Origin of the sequence: Streptomyces sp. NBC_00209, from assembly GCF_045206345.1 — a bacterium.
Lineage (GTDB): Bacteria > Actinomycetota > Actinomycetes > Streptomycetales > Streptomycetaceae > Streptomyces.
On sequence record NZ_CP108121.1, the window covers coordinates 4,292,085 to 4,310,575 of the forward strand.

Consider the following 18,491-nt stretch of genomic DNA (forward strand, 5'->3'; position numbering starts at 1 on the left):
TCTCCAGGATGGAGGCATGCAAAGGATCTGCGTCATCGGCGGAAGCCGGTACTTCGGGAAGCTCCTGGTCCAACGACTGCTGGAGGCAGGGCACGTGGTCACGGTCGTGAACCGCGGTTCCGCCCCGCCGCCCCCGGGCGCCGAGCGCCTCGTCGTGGACCGCGACGACGAGGCCGCCCTCACCACCGTGCTCGGGGACCGCACCTTCGACGTGGTCGTCGACCAGGTCTGCTACACCCCGGTCCAGGCCGCGAGCGCCGTCCGCGTCTTCGGGGGCCGCACCGCGCGGTACGTCATGACCTCCACCATCGAGGTCTACGATCCGGCGACGGCCGCGCTGCCGCCCGTCGCCCCCGGCGTCCCCGTGGCCGAGGAACAGGTGGACCCGGCCGGCTGGCGGGTACGGCCGGACCTGCCCTGGCACGACGCGGCGTACCTGGAGGCCCACTACGCCGAGGGCAAGCGGCAGGCCGAGGCGGTGTTCACCCGGGAGGGCCGCTTCGCCTTCGCCTCCGTGCGCAGCGCCCACGTACTCGGCGGCGGCGCGCGGGAGTTCACCGGCCGTCTGGCGTACTACGTGGAGCGGGTCGGCCGGGGCGAGGAGATCGCCGTACACCGCGAGGAGCGGCCCAGCGTCTTCATCCACTACGCGGAGCTGGCCGGCCTGCTCCAGTGGGCCGCCACGGCCACCGGCTTCACCGGTCCGCTGAACGCCTGCTCCGACGGCGTGCTCGACGTGACCGGCCTGACCGCCGTCATCGCGGCGGAGAGCGGCGGGCACCCCGTGCACCGGACCGCCGCCCCGGGCGAGCCGACGGGCCCGTTCTCCTTCGACCGGTTCTACGCGATGAGCAACCGCCGCGCGAAGGAGCTGGGTTTCGTCTTCTCCCGTACCGCCGACTGGCTGCCCGCCGCCGTCGCCGAAGCGTCCGCCGCGTCCGCCGTCTGAGGAGCACGCCATGCGTTGTCGCACCATCGGAGAGCTGAAGGTCAGTGCCATCGGGCTCGGAGCCATGCCGCTCTCCATCGAAGGACGCCCCGACGAGCGGCGGGCCGTGGCCACCGTCCATGCCGCGCTCGACGCGGGCATCACCCTCATCGACACCGCCGACAGCTACCACTGGCACGCCGGCGAGAGGGGCCACAACGAGCGCCTGGTCGCCCGCGCGCTGCGGAGCTACGGCGGTGACACCTCCGGTGTGCTGGTCGCCACCAAGGGCGGGCGCGGGCGGCCCGGCGACGGCGGCTGGACCGTCGACGGCACTCCCGAGCACCTCAGGCGGGCCGCGGAGGAGTCCGCCGGCCGCCTGGGCGTCGAGGCCATCGGCCTCTACCAGCTGCACAAGCCGGACCCCGGGGTGCCGTGGGCGGACTCCGTCGGCGCGCTGCGCGATCTGGTGGACGCCGGCACGATCCGCGCCGCCGGGATCTCCAACGTGACCACCGGGCAGATCCGCGCGGCGCGGGTCATCCTCGGCGACGCCCTGGTCTCCGTACAGAACCAGTACTCGCCCGCCGTGCGGAGCAGCGAGGCCGAGCTCCGGCTGAGCGAACGGCTGGGCCTCGCCTTCCTGCCGTGGAGCCCGCTGGGCGGCATCTCCCGCAGCGCGCTCGACGGCCCGTCGGGGCCGGCCTCCGAAGGCACCGCCTTCCACCGCGTCGCCGCCGCGCGCGGAGTGAGCCCCCAGCAGATCGCCCTGGCCTGGCTGCTGGCCCGGTCACCGGCGATGGTCCCCGTGCCGGGAGCCAGCCGCCCGGCGTCCGTCCAGGACTCGGCGCGGGCTGCCGAACTCGACCTGCACGAGGGGGAGTCCGCGCTGCTGGACGAGGCAGCGGACCGGCTCAGCCGGTGACCGGCGGCCGCCCGAGCCCGTGGCGGTCCGCCCAGTCGGCGAGGGCCGACGCCAGCTCCTCCGGCCGGTCCTCCGGGGAGTGGTGTCCGGCCGGTCCGTGCCGGGAGACCTCCAGTCCCGCGATGTTCGCCTCGCACCAGGCCACGGTCGCCGCGTCGGTCATGGCGCCCGGGCCCGGCTCGAACGCGGCCAGCAGCTTGGGCACTTCGGGGCTCGCGGCCAGCCAGGCGTCGTAGCGTTCGATCCGGGCCACGACGTCGGCGGGCTCACCGTCCAGCGGCATCATGCGCGTCCACGCCAGGACCGGGCGGCGGCTCTCCGGGGTCGGGAAGGGGCGGCGGTAGACGTCGAGGTCGGCGGGGTCGAGCGGGGTGGCGAGCGTGGCCGGCAGCCCCTCGATGAACGCGCCCTGTTCGAGGATCATGCGCTCGCCCACGCCCGGCGTACGCAGCAGGGTGAACAGCTCGCGTCCGGCGGCCGGGAACTCGTCGCCGTACAGCGGCTTGACGATCGTCTCCGTGAAGGCGAGCGCGCGGACGGCCCCCGGGAGCCGGGCGGCCCGGTCGAAGGCGAGCGCGCCGCCCCAGTCGTGGCCGATCAGCACGGCCTCGGTCAGGCCGAGCGCGTCGAACCAGGCGTCGAGATGGCGGGCGTGGTCCTCGAAGGAGTAGGCGAGTCCGGGTTTGCCGGACTCGCCCATGCCGATCAGGTCGGGGGCCAGCAGTCGGCGGCCGGGTGCGGCCACCCCCGGCAGGACGTTGCGCCAGAGGTGGGAGGAGGTGGGGTTGCCGTGCAGGAAGACGAACGGCAGGCCGTCGGGGTCGCCGGACTCGCGGTAGTGGACGGTGGTGCCGAGGACGGGAACGGTGGGCATGAGGGGGTGTCACATCGCTTTCTGTGCAGGGGAATTCATGCGTTGAGGCTCAGGACCCGGTCGACGGTGATCTCGATGACCGTCAGGTCCGGCGGATCGGGCGGCGCCGCCCCGTAGCGGGCGGTGTAGCGGCGTACCGCCTCCGCCAGGCGTACGGGATCGTCGGTCACCGAGGCCCGGCCTTCGAGCGTGATCCAGCGGAAGCCGTCCGCCTGGCAGAGCGCGACCCGGGCCGCCGGGCCGCCCGCCGACACGTTGCGCGCCTTGCGGGCGGCGGCCCGGGTGGTCACCCGGGCGAGGCCGGTGACCGCGTCGAAGGTGAAGCGGACCGGGGCCACGTGCGGGGTGCCGTCGGGGCGCAGGGTGGTGAGGGCGGCCGTGAGGCCGAGGGCGAGGAAGTCGTGGGCGGGAGCGGTGAGCCGGGGGCGGTCGCGGGTCACTTCTTCCTCACGCCCTCGTTCCAGATCAGCTTGGCGATGTTCGGCTTCACGGCGGTCGTGACGACGCCCATGGCCGTACGCACATGGCGTCGTTCGTCCAGCTCGCGCAGCATGCTCGCGGCGAGGTCGGAGCGGGCCGTGAAGACGCCGTCGGCGCTGGACGGGGCGGTGAGGTAGTCGGTGACGGCGGGGTGCTCGAAGAGGCCCGACGGGCGGACCAGGGTCCAGTCGAGGGCCGTGCGGCCGATGACGTCCTCCATGCGGCGCATGTCCGCGTGCAGGGTGCGGCCCAGGCGCCGGTTCACCAGCGGGTCGAGCACGTGGTTGAAGAAGTGCGCCCCGGTGGGCCGCCACGAAGGGTCGGCGATGCTGGAGCTGACGACCAGCAGCCGCCCCACGCCGTGCCGGCTCATGGCCCGGGTGATGGCGGCGGCGCTCTGCGAGTACAGGGTGACGGGCTCCTTGCTGAAGCGGGCGCCGAGCGCGGACAGGACCGCGTCCGCCCCCTCGACCGCCGCGTCCACGGCCGCCGGGTCCGTGGCGTCGGCGACGGCCGGGGTGACCCCGGGGCGGGCCGGCAGCGAACCGGGGCGGCGGACGACGGCGGTGACCTCGTGACCGGCGGCGACGGCCTGCTCGGTGAGATGGCGTCCGGTCGGGCCGGTGGCGCCGAAGAGCGTGATGCGCATGGTGTGGGCTGCTTCCTGCGGGGTGCGGTGGGAACGCCCTTGACTGTGCTGACCGCGCGCCGCACGCTCAACGCTGATGAATAACGCCCAGGCCGCCCCCGCACGGACCCGTGGCCGCCCCCGGGGCAATCCGCCGATCCGTGAATCGCTGGTGGTGGCGGCGCGTGAGCTGTTCCTGGAGCGCGGCTACCGGGCCACCACGCTGCGCGCCGTGGCCGTGGCCGCCGGGGTGGACGCGGCCCTGATCTCGTATCACTTCGGCTCCAAGAGGGGCCTGTTCGCCGAGGTGATGCAGGTCGGATGTGCCGAGGCGCTGGCGGTGGACGAGGTGCTGCGCGGTGACCCGGCCACCCTGCCCGGACGGCTCATCGACGCGGTGACGGGCTTGTGGGAGGACGCCGACTTCCGCCGGCTCGCGGGCAGGGGCGAGGCCGCCGCCGAAGCCGTCCGCGACTACCTGGAAACGGAGCTGCTGGGGCGGCTCGTTGAATTTCTCGGGGGGCCGGACGCGACCGCCCGCGCCACCGCCGTGGTGACCGTGCTCGGCGGGATCATCTACACCCGCTATCTGAACCCCCTCCCCACCCCGGCCGCCCTCACCCCGGCCGAGACCCGCGCCGCCCTCACCCCGGCCGTCCGCGCGGCACTCGCTCCCCGGCGCCGGTAGGGCCTCGGCTCCACCTCAGGGTGTGGACCCCTGGGTGCAGTCCCTGAGACCGGGGTCCACCCGAGGGCCCAGCCCCCTAGGGGGAGCTCCTTACTGCGAGCCAGGGGCCGTTCCTCCCGGTGGAGGACGTGCGGGGGCGGGGTCTCTCCGTAGCGTGGTTGTCGTACCGCAGACGTACCGACCACGCACCGCAGACGCACCGCCGAGGGGCGGACCGCAGGGAACGGGGTGGGGAAAACCCCACCGGAAGACTGCGCTGGGCACCAGCGCGCCGGACCCCCTCCCCACAGCAGACTTCACAGCAGACGGCGACAAGCCGTCGCTGACCGACAGGAGAAGAAACCGTGACAACGGCTGTAACCATTCCCAGGCACGGGGGCACTGGAGGGCGTACGGCCGTGGCTGCGCGGGCGCGGCAGGTCGTCAAGGCGTACGGGACCGGAGAGACCCGGGTCGTCGCGCTCGACCACGTCGACGTGGACATCGCCCGAGGCCGGTTCACCGCGATCATGGGCCCGTCCGGCTCCGGCAAGTCGACGCTGATGCACTGCCTGGCCGGCCTCGACACCGTGACGTCCGGCCAGATCCACGTCGCCGACACCGAGATCACCGGGCTCAAGGACAAGAAGCTCACCCAGCTCCGGCGCGACCGCATCGGGTTCATCTTCCAGGCGTTCAACCTGCTGCCGACGCTGAACGCGCTGGAGAACATCACGCTGCCGATGGACATCGCCGGGCGCAAGCCCGACACCGCCTGGCTCAACCAGGTCGTGGAGACCGTCGGCCTGGCCGGCCGCCTCAAGCACCGGCCGACCCAGCTCTCCGGCGGCCAGCAGCAGCGCGTCGCGGTGGCGCGGGCCCTCGCCGCCAAGCCGGAGATCATCTTCGGCGACGAGCCGACCGGGAACCTGGACTCCCGGGCCGGCGCCGAGGTCCTGAGCTTCCTGCGCAGGTCCGTGGACGAGCTGTGCCAGACCATCGTCATGGTCACCCACGACCCGGTCGCCGCCTCCTACGCGGACCGGGTGCTCTACCTCGCCGACGGGCGCATCGTGGACGAGATGCACAACCCCACCGCCGACCAGGTGCTGGACCGCATGAAGGACTTCGACGCGCGCGGGCGGACGTCATGACCGTCTGGAAGACCTCGATGCGCAACTTCTTCGCGCACAAGGGACGCATGGCGCTCTCCGCCGTCGCCGTCCTGCTGTCGGTGGCGTTCGTCTGCGGCACGCTCGTCTTCACCGACACCATGAACACCACGTTCGACAAGCTCTTCGCCGCCACCTCGGCCGATGTCACCGTCAGCCCGAAGAAGGCCAAGGTGGACGACGTCCCGGAGACCGGGAAGCCGCAGTCGCTGCCCGCCTCCGTCCTCGCGAAGGCCGGGAAGGCCGACGGGGTCAAGAAGGCCGAGGGCGGCGTCTCCAGCTCCTCCGTCACCGTGGTCGACAGCCACGACGAGAACATGGGCTCCGAGACGGGCGCCCCCACCATCGCCGCCAACTGGACGCAGAACGACCTGCGGTCCATGGAGATCACCTCCGGCCACGCCCCGCGCGGCCCGACCGAGGTCATGGTCGACGCCGACACCGCCGACAAGCACCACCTGAAGATCGGCGACGAGCTGCGCACCATCGCGGCCACCGGCGACCTCAAGGGGAGGATCACCGGCATCGTCGCCTTCAAGGTGACCAACCCGGGCGCGGCCATCGTCTACCTCGACACCGCCACGGCCCAGCGCGCGCTGCTCGGCGCCCCCGACGTCTTCTCGCACTTCTCGATCACCGCCGAACAGGGCGTCAGCGACGTACAGCTGAAGCGGAACGTGGCCCAGGCGCTCGACGGTTCCGGCGCGTTCAAGATTCAGACGCAGGACGAGGCCGCCGCCGAGAACAAGGACTCCATGGGGTCGTTCCTCGACGTCATGAAGTACGCGATGCTCGGCTTCGCCGGGATCGCCCTCCTCGTCGGCATCTTCCTCATCGTCAACACCTTCTCGATGCTGGTCGCCCAGCGCACCCGTGAGATCGGCCTGATGCGGGCCATCGGTTCCAGCCGCGAGCAGGTCAACCGCTCGGTGCTGCTGGAGGCGGTGCTCCTGGGCATCGTCGGCTCGGTCCTCGGCGTCGGCGCGGGCGTCGGACTCGCCGTCGGGCTGATGAAGGTCATGGGCGCCGTCGGCATGGAGCTGTCCACCGAGGACCTGACCATCGGCTGGACGACCCCGGTCATCGGGCTCGCGCTCGGCATCGTCGTCACCGTCCTCGCCGCCTACATCCCGGCCCGCCGGGCCGGCAAGGTCTCCCCGATGGCCGCCCTGCGCGACGCCGGCACCCCGGCGGACGCCACGTCCGGCTGGGTCCGGGCGGGCCTCGGCATCGTCGTCACCGGCGCCGGCGCCGCCGCGCTGTGGGCGGCGACGCGGGTGGACGAGGCGAGCGACGGCTCGGGCCTCCTCGGCCTGGGCGTCCTGCTCACGCTCGTCGGCTTCATCGTGATCGGCCCGCTGCTCGCCGGAGTCGTCGTACGGGCGCTGAGCGCCGTGCTGCTGAGGTTCTTCGGGCCCGTCGGCCGGCTCGCCGAGCGCAACGCGCTGCGCAACCCGCGCCGCACCGGCGCCACCGGCGCGGCCCTGATGATCGGCCTCGCCCTGGTGGCCTGCCTGTCCGTGGTCGGCTCGTCCATGGTCGCCTCGGCCACCGACGAGCTGGACAAGTCGGTGGGCGCGGACTTCATCGTGGAGTCCTCGGCCCCCGGCCAGCTGATCGTCCCGCAGGCCGCCGAGGCGCTGGCCTCCGCGAAGGGCATCGAGCACCTCACGCACTACAAGGTCCTCGGCGCGAAGCTGACCGGCCCGGACGGCAAGGCGTCGGACGAGCACGTCACGGCGGCCGACCCGACGTACGCGCAGGACGTGCGCCGCGAGGTCGTGTCCGGCGACCTGGCCAAGGCGTACGGCGAGGACGCCATGTCGGTCGGCGAGGAGTACGCCACCGCGCACCGCGTCAAGGTCGGTGACACGATCACCGTCGCGTTCACGGCGGGCGACACGGCGAAACTGAAGGTCGCCGCGATCACCTCGGACGAGACCAGCCTCGACCAGGGCGCGATGTACCTGAACACCTCGACCGCGCAGCGGTACGTCCCCGCCGACAGGATGCCCCAGAACATGATCATGTTCGCCAAGGCGAAGGACGGCCAGGCGGACGCGGCGTACGCGGCGCTGAAGAGCTCGGTCGCGAAGTACCCGCAGTACAAGGTGCGGAATCAGGCCGACTTCAAGGAGAACCTGAAGGACCAGATCGGCCAGCTCCTGAACGTCGTGTACGGCCTGCTCGCCCTGGCGATCATCGTCGCGGTGCTCGGTGTGGTGAACACCCTGGCCCTGTCGGTGGTCGAGCGGACCCGCGAGATCGGCCTGATGCGCGCCATCGGCCTCTCCCGCCGCCAGATGCGCCGGATGATCCGGCTGGAGTCCGTGGTCATCGCCCTCTTCGGCGCCCTGCTCGGCCTCGGCCTGGGCATGGGCTGGGGCACCTCGGCCCAGAAGCTGCTGGCCCTGGAGGGCCTGGGCGTCCTGGACATCCCGTGGCCGACCATCATCACGGTGTTCGTCGCCTCCGCCTTCGTCGGACTGTTCGCCGCCCTGGTCCCGGCCTTCCGGGCGGGCCGGATGAACGTCCTGAACGCGATCGCCACGGACGGGTGAGACGGACGGCCCCCGCTTGACGAAACCGGCCCCGGCACGCTCCTCGGAGCGGGCCGGGGCCGGTGCGTATGCGGTACGCGTGTGGCCCCCGGGACCCCTGTCGCGCAGCGGCCGTCCTTCCCGAGTCGTACGCTGGAACCCCCGGCGCGTTTCACGTGTCGGGCCCTTCGCGTTGCCCCCGGGGCAGCGCGCCCTGGCGGCAGCCGGCCGTCAGGCCCCTCTCCTCACCCGGACGGAAGCCCTTCATGAGCCTGAACGGTCTGCTGGATGTCGTCGTACGTGATCCGGCGCTCGACGAAGCGGTGAAGGCCGCCGGTGACGGCCACCGGATGCACATCGACCTGGTGGGCCCGCCCGCCGCCCGGCCCTTCGCCGTCGCCGCGCTGGCCCGGGACGCCGGGCGGACCGTCCTCGCGGTCACCGCGACCGGCCGGGAGGCGGAGGACCTGGCGGCCGCGCTGCGCACCATGCTGCCGCCGGACACCATCGCGGAGTTCCCGTCCTGGGAGACCCTGCCGCACGAGCGCCTGTCGCCCCGCTCCGACACCGTGGGCCGCCGGCTCGCCGTGCTGCGGCGCCTCGCGCACCCGCGCGCCGACGACCCGGAGACCGGGCCGGTCTCGGTCGTCGTCGCGCCGATCCGGTCCGTGCTCCAGCCGCAGGTCAAGGGGCTCGCGGACCTGGAGCCCGTCGCACTGCGCACCGGGCAGAGCGCCGACCTCGGCGAGACCGTGGAGGCGCTGGCGGCAGCCGCGTACGCCCGGGTCGAACTGGTGGAGAAGCGCGGCGAGTTCGCGGTGCGCGGCGGCATCCTCGACGTGTTCCCGCCCACCGAGGAGCACCCGCTCCGGGTGGAGTTCTGGGGCGACGACGTCGAGGAGATCCGCTATTTCAAGATCGCGGACCAGCGGTCCCTGGAGGTCGCCGAGCACGGCCTGTGGGCGGCGCCCTGCCGGGAGCTCCTGCTGACGGACGAGGTGCGGGAGCGGGCCGCCGCGCTCGCCGAGGCCCACCCGGAGCTGGGTGAACTCCTCCACAAGATCGCCGAGGGCATCGCGGTGGAGGGCATGGAGTCCCTGGCGCCGGTCCTCGTGGACGACATGGAGCTCCTGCTCGACGTGCTGCCCAAGGGCGCGATGGCCCTCGTCTGCGACCCCGAGCGGGTCCGGACCCGGGCCGCGGACCTGGTCGCGACCAGCCAGGAGTTCCTTCAGGCGTCCTGGGCGGCGTCGGCGGGCGGCGGCGAGGCCCCGATCGACGTCGGCGCGGCGTCGCTGCGGGGCATCGCGGACGTGCGCGAGCGGGCCCGTGAGCTGGACATGATGTGGTGGTCGATCTCCCCGTTCGCCGCCGACGCGGAGCTGGACGACGACACGCTGGCGCTGGGCATGCAGGCGCCCGAGATGTACCGGGGGGACACCGCGCGGGCGTTCGCCGACACGAAGGGCCGGCTGGCCGACGGCTGGCGCACGGTGTACGTCACGGAGGGCCAGGGGCTCGCCTCGCGTACGGTCGAGATGCTGGGCGGCGAGGGGATCGCGGCCCGGCTCGACCCGGACCTGGACGAGATCACCCCGTCCGTGGTGCACGTCTCGTGCGGGGCCATCGACCACGGCTTCGTCCACCCCGGCCTGAAGCTGGCCGTGCTCACGGAGACCGACCTCACCGGGCAGCGCACCGCCACGAAGGACCTGGGCCGGATGCCGGTGCGGCGGCGCAAGACGATCGACCCGCTGACGCTGGAGACCGGCGACTACATCGTGCACGAGCAGCACGGCGTGGGCCGCTACATCGAGATGGTGCAGCGCACGGTGCAGGGGGCGACGCGCGAGTACCTGCTCGTCGAGTACGCCCCCGCCAAGCGCGGGCAGCCCGGCGACCGGCTGTACATCCCGACCGACCAGCTGGAGCAGGTCACCAAGTACGTCGGCGGCGAGGCGCCCACCCTGCACCGGCTCGGCGGCGCGGACTGGACGAAGACGAAGGCGCGCGCCAAGAAGGCCGTCAAGGAGATCGCCGCCGACCTGATCAAGTTGTACTCGGCCCGGATGGCGGCCCCCGGCCACATCTTCGGCCCGGACACCCCCTGGCAGCGCGAGCTGGAGGACGCGTTCCCGTACGCGGAGACGCCCGACCAGCTGACGACGATCGCCGAGGTCAAGGAGGACATGGAGAAGTCGGTCCCGATGGACCGGTTGATCTGCGGCGACGTGGGGTACGGCAAGACGGAGATCGCGGTCCGCGCCGCGTTCAAGGCGGTGCAGGACGGGAAACAGGTCGCCGTCCTCGTACCCACCACGCTGCTCGTGCAGCAGCACTACGGCACGTTCACCGAGCGCTATTCCCAGTTCCCCGTCAACGTACGCGCGCTGAGCCGCTTCCAGTCCGAGGCCGATTCCAAGGCGACGCTCGCGGGGCTGAAGGACGGTGCCGTCGACCTGGTCATCGGCACCCACCGGCTGTTCTCCTCGGAGACGAAGTTCAAGGACCTTGGCCTCGTCATCGTGGACGAGGAGCAGCGGTTCGGCGTCGAGCACAAGGAGCAGCTGAAGAAGCTCCGCGCCAACGTGGACGTGCTCACCATGTCCGCGACGCCCATCCCCCGTACGCTCGAAATGGCGGTCACCGGCATCCGCGAGATGTCGACCATCACCACCCCGCCCGAGGAGCGCCACCCGGTCCTGACCTTCGTCGGGCCGTACGAGGAGAAGCAGATCGGCGCCGCGATCCGGCGTGAACTGCTGCGCGAGGGCCAGGCGTTCTACATCCACAACCGGGTCGAGTCGATCGACCGGGCGGCTGCGCGGCTGCGCGAGATCGTGCCCGAGGCGCGGATCGCCACGGCGCACGGCCAGATGTCCGAACAGGCCCTGGAACAGGTCGTGGTGGACTTCTGGGAGAAGAAGTTCGACGTCCTGGTCTCCACGACGATCGTGGAGTCCGGCATCGACATCTCCAACGCGAACACGCTGATCGTGGAGCGCGGCGACAACTTCGGCCTCTCCCAGCTGCACCAGCTGCGCGGCCGCGTCGGCCGCGGCCGCGACCGGGGTTACGCCTACTTCCTCTACCCCCCGGAGAAGCCCCTGACGGAGACCGCCCACGAGCGCCTGGCCACGATCGCCCAGCACACCGAGATGGGCGCGGGCATGTACGTGGCCATGAAGGACCTGGAGATCCGCGGCGCGGGCAACCTCCTCGGCGGCGAGCAGTCCGGCCACATCGCGGGCGTCGGCTTCGACCTGTACGTACGCATGGTGGGCGAGGCGGTCGCCGACTACCGGGCGTCCCTGGAGGGCGGCGTCGAGGAGGAACCGCCGCTGGAGGTCAAGATCGAGCTCCCGGTCGACGCGCACGTCCCGCACGACTACGCCCCCGGCGAGCGGCTGCGCCTCCAGGCGTACCGCTCGATCGCCTCGGCGTCCTCGGAGGACGACATCAAGGCGGTCCGCGAGGAACTGACCGACCGCTACGGCAAGCTCCCCGAGCCCGTCGAGAACCTCCTCCTGGTGGCCGGCCTGCGCATGCTGGCCCGCGCCTGCGGAGTCGGCGACATCGTCCTCCAGGGCCCGAACATCCGCTTCGCCCCGGTGGAACTGCGCGAGTCCCAGGAGCTCCGCCTGAAGCGGCTGTACCCGAAGACGGTCATCAAACCGGCCGTCCACCAGATCCTGGTACCGCGCCCGACCACGGGCAAGATCGGCGGAAAGCCGGTGGTAGGACGCGAACTGCTGGCGTGGACGGGGGAGTTCCTTACGACGATTCTGGGGTCGTGAGGGCCTGAGCGCGGGAGAGCGCACAGGGACGGGAACGGGTGCGGTACGCCGACGGCGTACCGCACCCGTTCCCGTGAAGGCGTCAGCCGATGGCGCGCAGCCGCATCGCGGCGGGGCCCTGGCCGGCGGTGTTGGTGCAGCGGCGGTCGCCCGACGGCTGTTCCAGCTGAAGGGTCAGGCAGGTGCCGAGGGCCTGCTGGCCATAGCGGTTGGGGTGCAGGGACTCCTGCTTCTGGCCCTGTCCGATGCCGGAGGTCACGAAGCGGACCCACTCGCTGGTGTCACCGGCGGGGGGATGGGCGGCGTCGGCCTGCCGGGTGCCGGTCGAGCACACCTCGCGGCCCTCGAACGACCGGGACAGGTCCAGGAATTCCGCGCCGCCCTCGTCGGCCGCGTCTGCCAGGACCGAACTGATCTCCGGGACCAGCTCGTCGTGCGCCCAGGTGAGGTCCTTGTCGAAGAAGGGGCAGCCGCCGGACCTGAGCCGGTCGTACGTCTCGCCGGGGTAGCGGACGCGGCCGGCGTCCGGGAGGGGGGACGGGTAGGACTGGAGGATCAGCCGGTACGAGCCGGCCGGGTGGCCCGCCCGGCCGAGCGCGGTCCTCACGTCGGCGAGCGTGTTCACGGCCGCCTGCCGCACATCGGGCAGGCGCCGGGCGACCTGCTGGGCCGCGTCCGGGGCGCACGGGTCGCCGCCGAAGGGCTTGAGGAATTCGGTCGCGCAGCCGGTGATGATGTCGGAGAAGCCGAGGTCGTTGCCGCCGATCGACACGACGACCGCGCGCACCGCCCGGCCGGCCGTCGCGTCCTCCATCTCCCTGGCCTGCGAGCGCTCGCCCTTGAACGGCGTGCCGCCGCTCTCCGAGAGCAGCACCGCTTTCGAGGTCGCCCCCGAGCAGGCGAGATTGAGGCGGCTGACGTCGAGCGTGACGGACTGGACCTCGGCCACGTCGGAGCGGTTGCAGCCGCTGTCGTAGGACGACCCGTACACCCGGTACGGGTCACTCTTGCCGGTCGCCGGGTCCCAGGCCCGGTCGGTGCCGGAGTAGCCGTTCGCGCTCACGTTGCTGTTGCCGGCCCAGCGTCCTGCCTCGCCGGAGATGAAGCTGTCGCCCACGGACACCAGCAATGGTGCCTCGGCGGCGGCCGACTCCTCGCGGGAGGCGGAGGCGGAGGCGGAGGCGGGCAGTGCGCCCGAGACCGTGAGCGCACACACCGTGGCGGCTGCGGTGGCGAGCGTCCTGGAACGTGGTGAGGGAGAAGTGATCATGCGTTGGTTGTCGGCAGCAGGGCGGCGGGAGGTGAGGTGCCTTCGGCCCTTTGTCGCCGAATGGGCCAGTTGGACAAGGCAGTTACGGGCCGAGAGCGACAGAAGGGATCAGGATGAGCCGCGCCTCTGAAAAAACGTGAGAGTTGACTCTCATAAAATATGAGAGCACACTCTCACGTCATGGACTCCGGCAACCGCATGGGCGACCTCGAAATCACCGACCCGCAGACGATGCGCGCCCTGGCGCACCCCGTGCGCCTCGCGATCCTCGAACGGCTGGGCCGGGACGGGCCGGCGACCGCCACCGAGCTGGCGCCGGACGTCGGGGCGACCCCGTCGGTGACCAGCTGGCACCTGCGCCACCTCGCGACGTTCGGCCTGGTACGCGACAGCGCCCCCGGCCCCGACCGCCGCAGCCGCCGCTGGGAGGCGGTCGCGCGCGGCTTCCGCTTCGACGCGCCGCAGGACCCGGCGGACGGCGAGGGCCACTCGGCCGCGCGGGAGCTCTCGCGCCAGATGTTTCTGCGCACCGCGGACCTCCCCGCCCGCTGGGCCGCCGAGGTCGAGCCCGGCCTCGAACCGGAGTGGCGCGCCGCCGCAGGACTGGCCCACACCCGCATCACGGTGAGCGCCGGCGAACTCGCCGCGATCGAGGACGCGATCGAGCAGGTGCTCGCCCCGTACGTCACCCGCGACACGGCGGACCGCCCCGAGGGAAGCCGGGGCGTGGCGGTGCTGCGGTACGCGCTGCCGGAGGGCGAGAGCGGAGAGGGGCCGGCCTCGTGACCACCGAATCCGGCGCGGCCGACGAGATATCCCCGCCCGCGAAGACGTCGTCGTTATGGCGGGACCGGCGGTTCACCCGCTTCTGGGCCGGGGAGACGGTTTCCCAGTTCGGCGACCGCATCACCGAACTGGCCCTGCCGCTCATCGCGGTGAGCACCCTGGGTGCCTCCGCCAACCAGGTTGCCTGGCTGACCGCCCTCGTCTGGGCGCCCAACCTCCTCGGGGTGTTCGTGGGCGCGTGGGTGGACCGGCGCGCCCGCAAGCGCCGCCTGATGGTCCTCGCCGACATCCTGCGCGCGGCGGTCCTGCTGAGCCTCCCGGCCGCCTACGCCCTGGGCTCGGTGACCCTGACCCAGCTGTACGTGGTCGCGGTCCTGGCGGGCGCGGGGGAGCTGCTGTTCAACACCGCGTACCCGCCGTTCTTCGTGCGGCTCGTGCCGAGGGCGTCGTACGTGGACGCCAACAGCAGGATCAGCACCAGCCGTTCGGCCTCCTACGTGGCCGGACCCGCGATCGGCGGCGCACTGGTCCAGGCGCTGACCGCGCCCGTCGCGATCGTGGTGGACGCGCTGTCGTTCCTGGCGTCGGCGGCGCTGATCGGCCGCATCCCGGTCGACGAGCCGCTCACCACCGGCCCGGCCGCGCCGCCGCTGCTGCGCAGCGCGCGCGAGGGCCTGGCGTTCGTGGTGCGCCACCCGGTGCTGCGGGCCTCGCTGGGCTGCGCGACGACCGTCAACTTCTTCACCTTCGTCGGCGGCAGCGGCCTGCTCGTCCTGTTCGCGACGCGCGACCTCGGCCTGTCGGCCGGCGCGATCGGCCTCGCCCTGGGCCTCGGCGCGACCGGTGCCCTGCTCGGCGCGGTGTGCGCCCCGGTGATCTCCCGCCGCCTGGGCGTGGGCCGGGGCATCCTCGTGGGCGCGGTCCTCTTCCCCGCCCCGATCGCCCTCGCCGCCGCCGCGAACGGCCCGCTCTGGCTCCGCGCCACCACGCTGGCCGGGGCGGAGTTCCTCTCCGGCTTCGGCGTCATGCTGTTCGACGTCAACCTCAACTCCCTCCAGACGGCGGTGATCCCGGACGGGATGCGCAGCCGCGTGGCGGGTGCGTTCGGCACGGTCAATTACGGCGTACGCCCGGTGGGCGCGGTCGCCGGAGGCGCCCTGGCGACGTTCCTTGGCCTGCGCCCCACGCTCCTGACGGCGGCGGTGGGCGGCTGCCTCTCCCTGCTGTGGCTCCTGCCGTCACCGATTCCGCGCATCCGGGATCTGGAGGGGGATGCGGAGGCGTACGGGGGTTCGGAGGGGGACGGGGCCGCAGCGGAGGCCCGGTGACTACGCGGTGGCCTCCGCGACGACGACGTACAGGGTCACCGCGGCGAAGAACGGCTCGGTGGCGAGGTGGTCGAGCCACCCCTGTGCCGCCGAGGCGGGCAGGTAGCCCGCGGACACGGCGCGCTCGGTGTTGCGCTGGAGGCCGAGGATCTGGTCCGCGGCCTGCACCTCGCGGAAGACGGAGACGACCGGGACGACGGCCGGCACGGCGAATCCCGCCTCCAGGGCGAGCCGGGCCAGTTGGCGGCCGATGACCCCGTTGCGTACGACCCTGTCCGTCACGTGGCGGGTGTAGGCCCGGGAGACCTCCAGGTCGGGGTGGTCGATGGCCAGCGAATCCCAGTCCGGTTCGCCCATGACGAGCCTGCCGCCCGGGCGCAGGACGCGCCGCACCTCCGCGAGTGCCCGGGCCGGGTCCGTCACATGCTGGAGCATGCGGTCGGTACGGGCGCGGTCGATGGCGCCGTCCTCGAACGGGAGCGCGTGGATGTCGCCCTGCGCGACCGCCACGGTGGGCGAGCCTTCCATACGTGTACGCGCCCGCTCGACCATCTTCCGGCTGGAGTCGAGGCCGATCACCCGGCCTGAGGGGCCGACCGCCTCGGCGAGGGTGTGGAGATCGGTGCCCGGTCCGCAGCCCAGATCGAGCGCGGTCTCGCCCGGCCGGATGTCCAACGCGTCGAGCATGACGCTCTTGTAGGAACGCGCCGCGTTCGTCGAGGCCAGTCGGTCCAGGTAGCCGACCTCGTCGGGAACAGCGCTCTCGAACACGCGCCCGGACAGGCGGGCCATGGAGTCCGCCTCCCGTTCGAGCAGCTCCCGCCCCGCGGCCGTGAGCCGGAACGGACGCTGCCGACCCTTCTCCTCCAGGGGCTCCACCAACTGCTTGGCCTCAAGCCGGGCCAAGGCCCCGTACAGGCTCCCGGGCCCGAGGCGCTGACCGGAGACCTGCTCGATGGCCGCGTTGACGGCGTACCCGTGCAGCGGCCCGTCGGCCAGTGCGCACAGCACAAGCATCTGGGCGTCGTTGGTGCGCATGGACTCTCCAGCCGTGGTCGTCCTTCGGGGCGTTCCCCGGATGCTACACGGCGCGTAGTACGCGGTGCGTAGCATCTCGCATGCGGCTCCCCTCGGCGGCCTGCCTGGCTCCACGGTCCGCAGCCTCAAGGGAGGGGTGGGGGTGGCCCCTCGCACTGGTATTGGTGGGCCCCGAGTGGCATCTCGGTGGTGGGTGACGTCTTGAAGATCAGCCACACGGTCTTGCCGACGACGTGGTCATCGATGCCGAAGTCGTCGGCGATTTCCCGCACGAGGTGCAGGCCGCGTCCGGAGCAGGCGTCGTCGGCGGCCTGCTGAACGCGGGGTTGACCGGGCCCGCTGTCGCGGACCTCCAGTCGTACCTGGTCCTCGGCTCGGTGGAGGGCGACGCTGAACTCCCGGCCGGGCGGCACACCGTGCAGCAACGCATTGGTGGCGAGTTCCGAGACGCACAGCCTTATGTCCTCGATCAAGGTGTGGAGCCTCCACTCGGTGAGGACGCCGGAAACGAAGTCGCGTGAGGCACCCACAGAGGTGCGCCTGCGGGTGAAGCGTTGTTGCTGCACCTGGGACACGGTGGTTCACCGCCTTGCTCGCGGGCTGTAACGTAGCGATGACCTTACTGCTATTCGCGAAAGGTGGTAAGGTTGCCTTCGAGTGGGATGCGACTGGGCCTCTCGTCCGGACATGAGGCACGCTGGGTGTCGTGTCGGTGGGAGCTGCGGAGGAGACGGGCATGGGCGGTAACGAATGGGTCAGCACGTCGACGCCCTACCTCGCCGCGTCCTCCGGCGCTCCGGGTGACACCTGGGCGGCCGAGGCTGCGAGCGAGGGGCGTCGGGGGAGCCAGCGCATCGTCCAGGCGGGCGAGGTGGAGGCCCCGGAAGCGGTCGCGGAGCTGCTCGGGGTGGTGGCCGGGGAGAACGTCGTCGCCCGGCGCAGGATCATGTACCTCGACGGCGAGCCCTGCGAGTTGACGGACACGTACTACCCGCTGGGCATCGCGGGCGGCACCGGCCTCGCCGGTACGGCCAAGATCCCCGGTGGGGCGGTCAGTCTCCTGGCGGAGCTGGGCCACGTCGGCGTACGCGTACGTGAAGAGGTGACCGCGCGGCGGGCGACCGGGCCCGAGGCCGAACAGCTCGGGATGGCGGAAGGCGAACCCGTCCTGCAACTGACGCGGCTCACCCTGGACGAGGCGGACCGGCCCATCCAGGTCGACGTCATGGCCATGCCCCCGCGACGCCAGAAGCTGCGCTACGAGACCAGGATCGGATGACCGTGCCCAGACCCGAAGCCGACGCCGCCGACCGACGTTCCCTGCATGAGCGGATCGCGGCCGATCTCAGGGACCAGATCATGGGCGGAGACCTCGCGCCCGGCGCGAACCTGCCCTCGACGGCCCACCTCAAGGAGCGGTTCGACGCCTCGAACGCGACGATCCAGAAGGCGGTGCAGCTGCTCAAGGGCGAGGAACTGGTGATCGGCAGGGCGGGCGCGTCGGTGACCGTCCGCGAGCACCGCCAGCGGACGGTCCGTCCGGCTGCGTCCATGGCCCCGGCGGGTGCGGGGGAGCCGTACCGCTGGTTGACCGAAGCGGCGAAGGGCGGCTCCCGGGCCCACAGCACGCTGCTCGAAGTGGACGAGGTTCAGCCACCGGCGGATGTCGCGGAGGCGCTGAGGCTTCCGGAGGGCGATCCGGCTCTGCTGCGGCGCCAGTTGCTCGCAATCGACGACGAACCCGCCGAACTCGTGGCCTCGTACTACCCGTTGGGTATCGCCAGTGGTACGGCGCTGACGGGTCGCCGCAAGATTCCGGGTGGAACCCCGACGCTGCTCGCGGAGCTTGGGCACCCTCCGCGGCTCAGTGTCGACCGGGTGTCGGCGCGGGTGCCCACCCAGGAGCAGTACCAGGCGCTGCGCCTGCCCGGAGGGCTGCCGGTGCTGCGTACGCTGCGCGTCGTCTACAGCGATGACGAGCGGCCCATCGAGGCCACGGTCATGGTGAAGGCCGGGCATCTGTACGAGGTCCAGTACGAGTTCACGGCCGAATAGGCC

The 18,491-nt window shown here is 72.2% G+C and carries 16 protein-coding genes; 10 read left to right on the plus strand and 6 right to left on the minus strand.

The features are described 5' to 3' along the window. The first annotated feature begins 16 nt into the window (after positions 1 to 16). Together OG867_RS19580 and OG867_RS19585 are read left to right on the plus strand one after the other, a co-directional pair. A complete protein-coding gene (locus tag OG867_RS19580; RefSeq protein ID WP_406287043.1) occupies positions 17 to 949 on the plus strand; it encodes an NAD-dependent epimerase/dehydratase family protein in 933 nt (310 codons plus the stop codon). Positions 950 to 959: 10 nt separating this feature from the next. Further along, entirely contained in the window at positions 960 to 1,853 is an 894-nt protein-coding gene (locus tag OG867_RS19585) for an aldo/keto reductase (RefSeq protein ID WP_406287046.1), read from the plus strand. Here OG867_RS19585 and OG867_RS19590 read toward each other — a convergent pair. The 3 genes from OG867_RS19590 to OG867_RS19600 are packed head-to-tail and all read right to left on the minus strand — an operon-like array spanning position 1,843 to position 3,856. Beyond that, on the minus strand, positions 1,843 to 2,727 hold the full coding sequence (locus OG867_RS19590; RefSeq protein WP_406287048.1) for a haloalkane dehalogenase: 885 nt from the start codon (positions 2,725 to 2,727) through the stop codon (positions 1,843 to 1,845). The two genes, OG867_RS19585 and OG867_RS19590, sit on opposite strands and share 11 nt — an antisense overlap. A gap of 35 nt (positions 2,728 to 2,762) precedes the next feature. After that, positions 2,763 to 3,167 (minus strand): pyridoxamine 5'-phosphate oxidase family protein, encoded by a 405-nt coding sequence (locus tag OG867_RS19595; protein ID WP_406287051.1) that lies wholly within the window; start codon positions 3,165 to 3,167, stop codon positions 2,763 to 2,765. Next, positions 3,164 to 3,856: an NAD(P)H-binding protein gene (locus OG867_RS19600; RefSeq protein ID WP_328900535.1), complete on the minus strand. Its 693-nt coding sequence runs from the start codon at positions 3,854 to 3,856 to the stop codon at positions 3,164 to 3,166. The genes OG867_RS19595 and OG867_RS19600 overlap by 4 nt, the downstream gene beginning before the upstream one ends. A gap of 76 nt (positions 3,857 to 3,932) precedes the next feature. Between OG867_RS19600 and OG867_RS19605 the strand changes: the two genes are divergently transcribed. The 4 genes from OG867_RS19605 (at position 3,933) to mfd (ending at position 12,011) form a co-directional block, all read left to right on the plus strand. Further along, positions 3,933 to 4,523, plus strand: a complete 591-nt coding sequence (locus tag OG867_RS19605; protein ID WP_406287053.1) for a TetR family transcriptional regulator — start codon at positions 3,933 to 3,935, stop codon at positions 4,521 to 4,523. Positions 4,524 to 4,867: 344 nt separating this feature from the next. Continuing rightward, complete coding sequence (locus tag OG867_RS19610) at positions 4,868 to 5,656, plus strand: ABC transporter ATP-binding protein (protein ID WP_406287055.1); 789 nt, start codon at positions 4,868 to 4,870, stop codon at positions 5,654 to 5,656. After that, complete coding sequence (locus OG867_RS19615; RefSeq protein ID WP_406287058.1) at positions 5,653 to 8,235, plus strand: ABC transporter permease; 2,583 nt, start codon at positions 5,653 to 5,655, stop codon at positions 8,233 to 8,235. Before OG867_RS19610 ends, OG867_RS19615 begins: the two co-directional genes overlap by 4 nt. A gap of 245 nt (positions 8,236 to 8,480) precedes the next feature. Continuing rightward, positions 8,481 to 12,011 carry a transcription-repair coupling factor gene (gene mfd / locus OG867_RS19620; RefSeq protein WP_406287061.1) on the plus strand — a complete coding sequence of 1,177 codons (3,531 nt, stop codon included), beginning with the start codon at positions 8,481 to 8,483 and terminating at the stop codon, positions 12,009 to 12,011. Positions 12,012 to 12,093: 82 nt separating this feature from the next. Here the strand turns inward: mfd and OG867_RS19625 are convergent, their stop codons facing one another. Beyond that, positions 12,094 to 13,281 carry a GDSL-type esterase/lipase family protein gene (locus OG867_RS19625; RefSeq protein ID WP_406287063.1) on the minus strand — a complete coding sequence of 396 codons (1,188 nt, stop codon included), beginning with the start codon at positions 13,279 to 13,281 and terminating at the stop codon, positions 12,094 to 12,096. Between the two features lie 180 nt (positions 13,282 to 13,461). Between OG867_RS19625 and OG867_RS19630 the strand changes: the two genes are divergently transcribed. Together OG867_RS19630 and OG867_RS19635 are read left to right on the plus strand one after the other, a co-directional pair. Next, a complete protein-coding gene (locus tag OG867_RS19630; protein ID WP_402337438.1) occupies positions 13,462 to 14,067 on the plus strand; it encodes an ArsR/SmtB family transcription factor in 606 nt (201 codons plus the stop codon). Then, a complete protein-coding gene (locus OG867_RS19635) occupies positions 14,064 to 15,395 on the plus strand; it encodes an MFS transporter (protein WP_406287066.1) in 1,332 nt (443 codons plus the stop codon). Before OG867_RS19630 ends, OG867_RS19635 begins: the two co-directional genes overlap by 4 nt. Here the strand turns inward: OG867_RS19635 and OG867_RS19640 are convergent, their stop codons facing one another. Both OG867_RS19640 and OG867_RS19645 read right to left on the minus strand, forming a co-directional pair. After that, complete coding sequence (locus OG867_RS19640) at positions 15,396 to 16,433, minus strand: methyltransferase domain-containing protein (RefSeq protein ID WP_406287068.1); 1,038 nt, start codon at positions 16,431 to 16,433, stop codon at positions 15,396 to 15,398. A 125-nt stretch (positions 16,434 to 16,558) separates the two neighbouring features. After that, on the minus strand, positions 16,559 to 17,008 hold the full coding sequence (locus OG867_RS19645) for an ATP-binding protein (protein ID WP_406287071.1): 450 nt from the start codon (positions 17,006 to 17,008) through the stop codon (positions 16,559 to 16,561). Between the two features lie 161 nt (positions 17,009 to 17,169). On the opposite strand from OG867_RS19645, the gene OG867_RS19650 reads away from it, so the two are divergent. Continuing rightward, positions 17,170 to 17,712, plus strand: coding sequence for a GntR family transcriptional regulator (locus OG867_RS19650; protein WP_406287073.1), 543 nt, complete (start codon positions 17,170 to 17,172; stop codon positions 17,710 to 17,712). Next, a complete protein-coding gene (locus OG867_RS19655) occupies positions 17,709 to 18,488 on the plus strand; it encodes a GntR family transcriptional regulator (protein WP_406287076.1) in 780 nt (259 codons plus the stop codon). The genes OG867_RS19650 and OG867_RS19655 overlap by 4 nt, the downstream gene beginning before the upstream one ends. The last annotated feature ends 3 nt before the right edge of the window (positions 18,489 to 18,491 follow it).

What these genes read in the sequence shown, in the direction of transcription:
- OG867_RS19580 (WP_406287043.1), top strand. Translation starts at nt 17, where the DNA reads ATGCAAAGGATCTGCGTCATCGGCGGAAGCCGGTACTTCGGGAAGCTC.
- OG867_RS19585 (WP_406287046.1), top strand. Translation starts at nt 960, where the DNA reads ATGCGTTGTCGCACCATCGGAGAGCTGAAGGTCAGTGCCATCGGGCTC.
- OG867_RS19590 (WP_406287048.1), bottom strand. Translation starts at nt 2,727, where the DNA reads ATGCCCACCGTTCCCGTCCTCGGCACCACCGTCCACTACCGCGAGTCC.
- OG867_RS19600 (WP_328900535.1), bottom strand. Translation starts at nt 3,856, where the DNA reads ATGCGCATCACGCTCTTCGGCGCCACCGGCCCGACCGGACGCCATCTC.
- OG867_RS19605 (WP_406287053.1), top strand. Translation starts at nt 3,933, where the DNA reads ATGAATAACGCCCAGGCCGCCCCCGCACGGACCCGTGGCCGCCCCCGG.
- OG867_RS19615 (WP_406287058.1), top strand. Translation starts at nt 5,653, where the DNA reads ATGACCGTCTGGAAGACCTCGATGCGCAACTTCTTCGCGCACAAGGGA.
- mfd (WP_406287061.1), top strand. Translation starts at nt 8,481, where the DNA reads ATGAGCCTGAACGGTCTGCTGGATGTCGTCGTACGTGATCCGGCGCTC.
- OG867_RS19625 (WP_406287063.1), bottom strand. Translation starts at nt 13,281, where the DNA reads ATGATCACTTCTCCCTCACCACGTTCCAGGACGCTCGCCACCGCAGCC.
- OG867_RS19630 (WP_402337438.1), top strand. Translation starts at nt 13,462, where the DNA reads ATGGACTCCGGCAACCGCATGGGCGACCTCGAAATCACCGACCCGCAG.
- OG867_RS19640 (WP_406287068.1), bottom strand. Translation starts at nt 16,433, where the DNA reads ATGCGCACCAACGACGCCCAGATGCTTGTGCTGTGCGCACTGGCCGAC.
- OG867_RS19650 (WP_406287073.1), top strand. Translation starts at nt 17,170, where the DNA reads ATGGGCGGTAACGAATGGGTCAGCACGTCGACGCCCTACCTCGCCGCG.
- OG867_RS19655 (WP_406287076.1), top strand. Translation starts at nt 17,709, where the DNA reads ATGACCGTGCCCAGACCCGAAGCCGACGCCGCCGACCGACGTTCCCTG.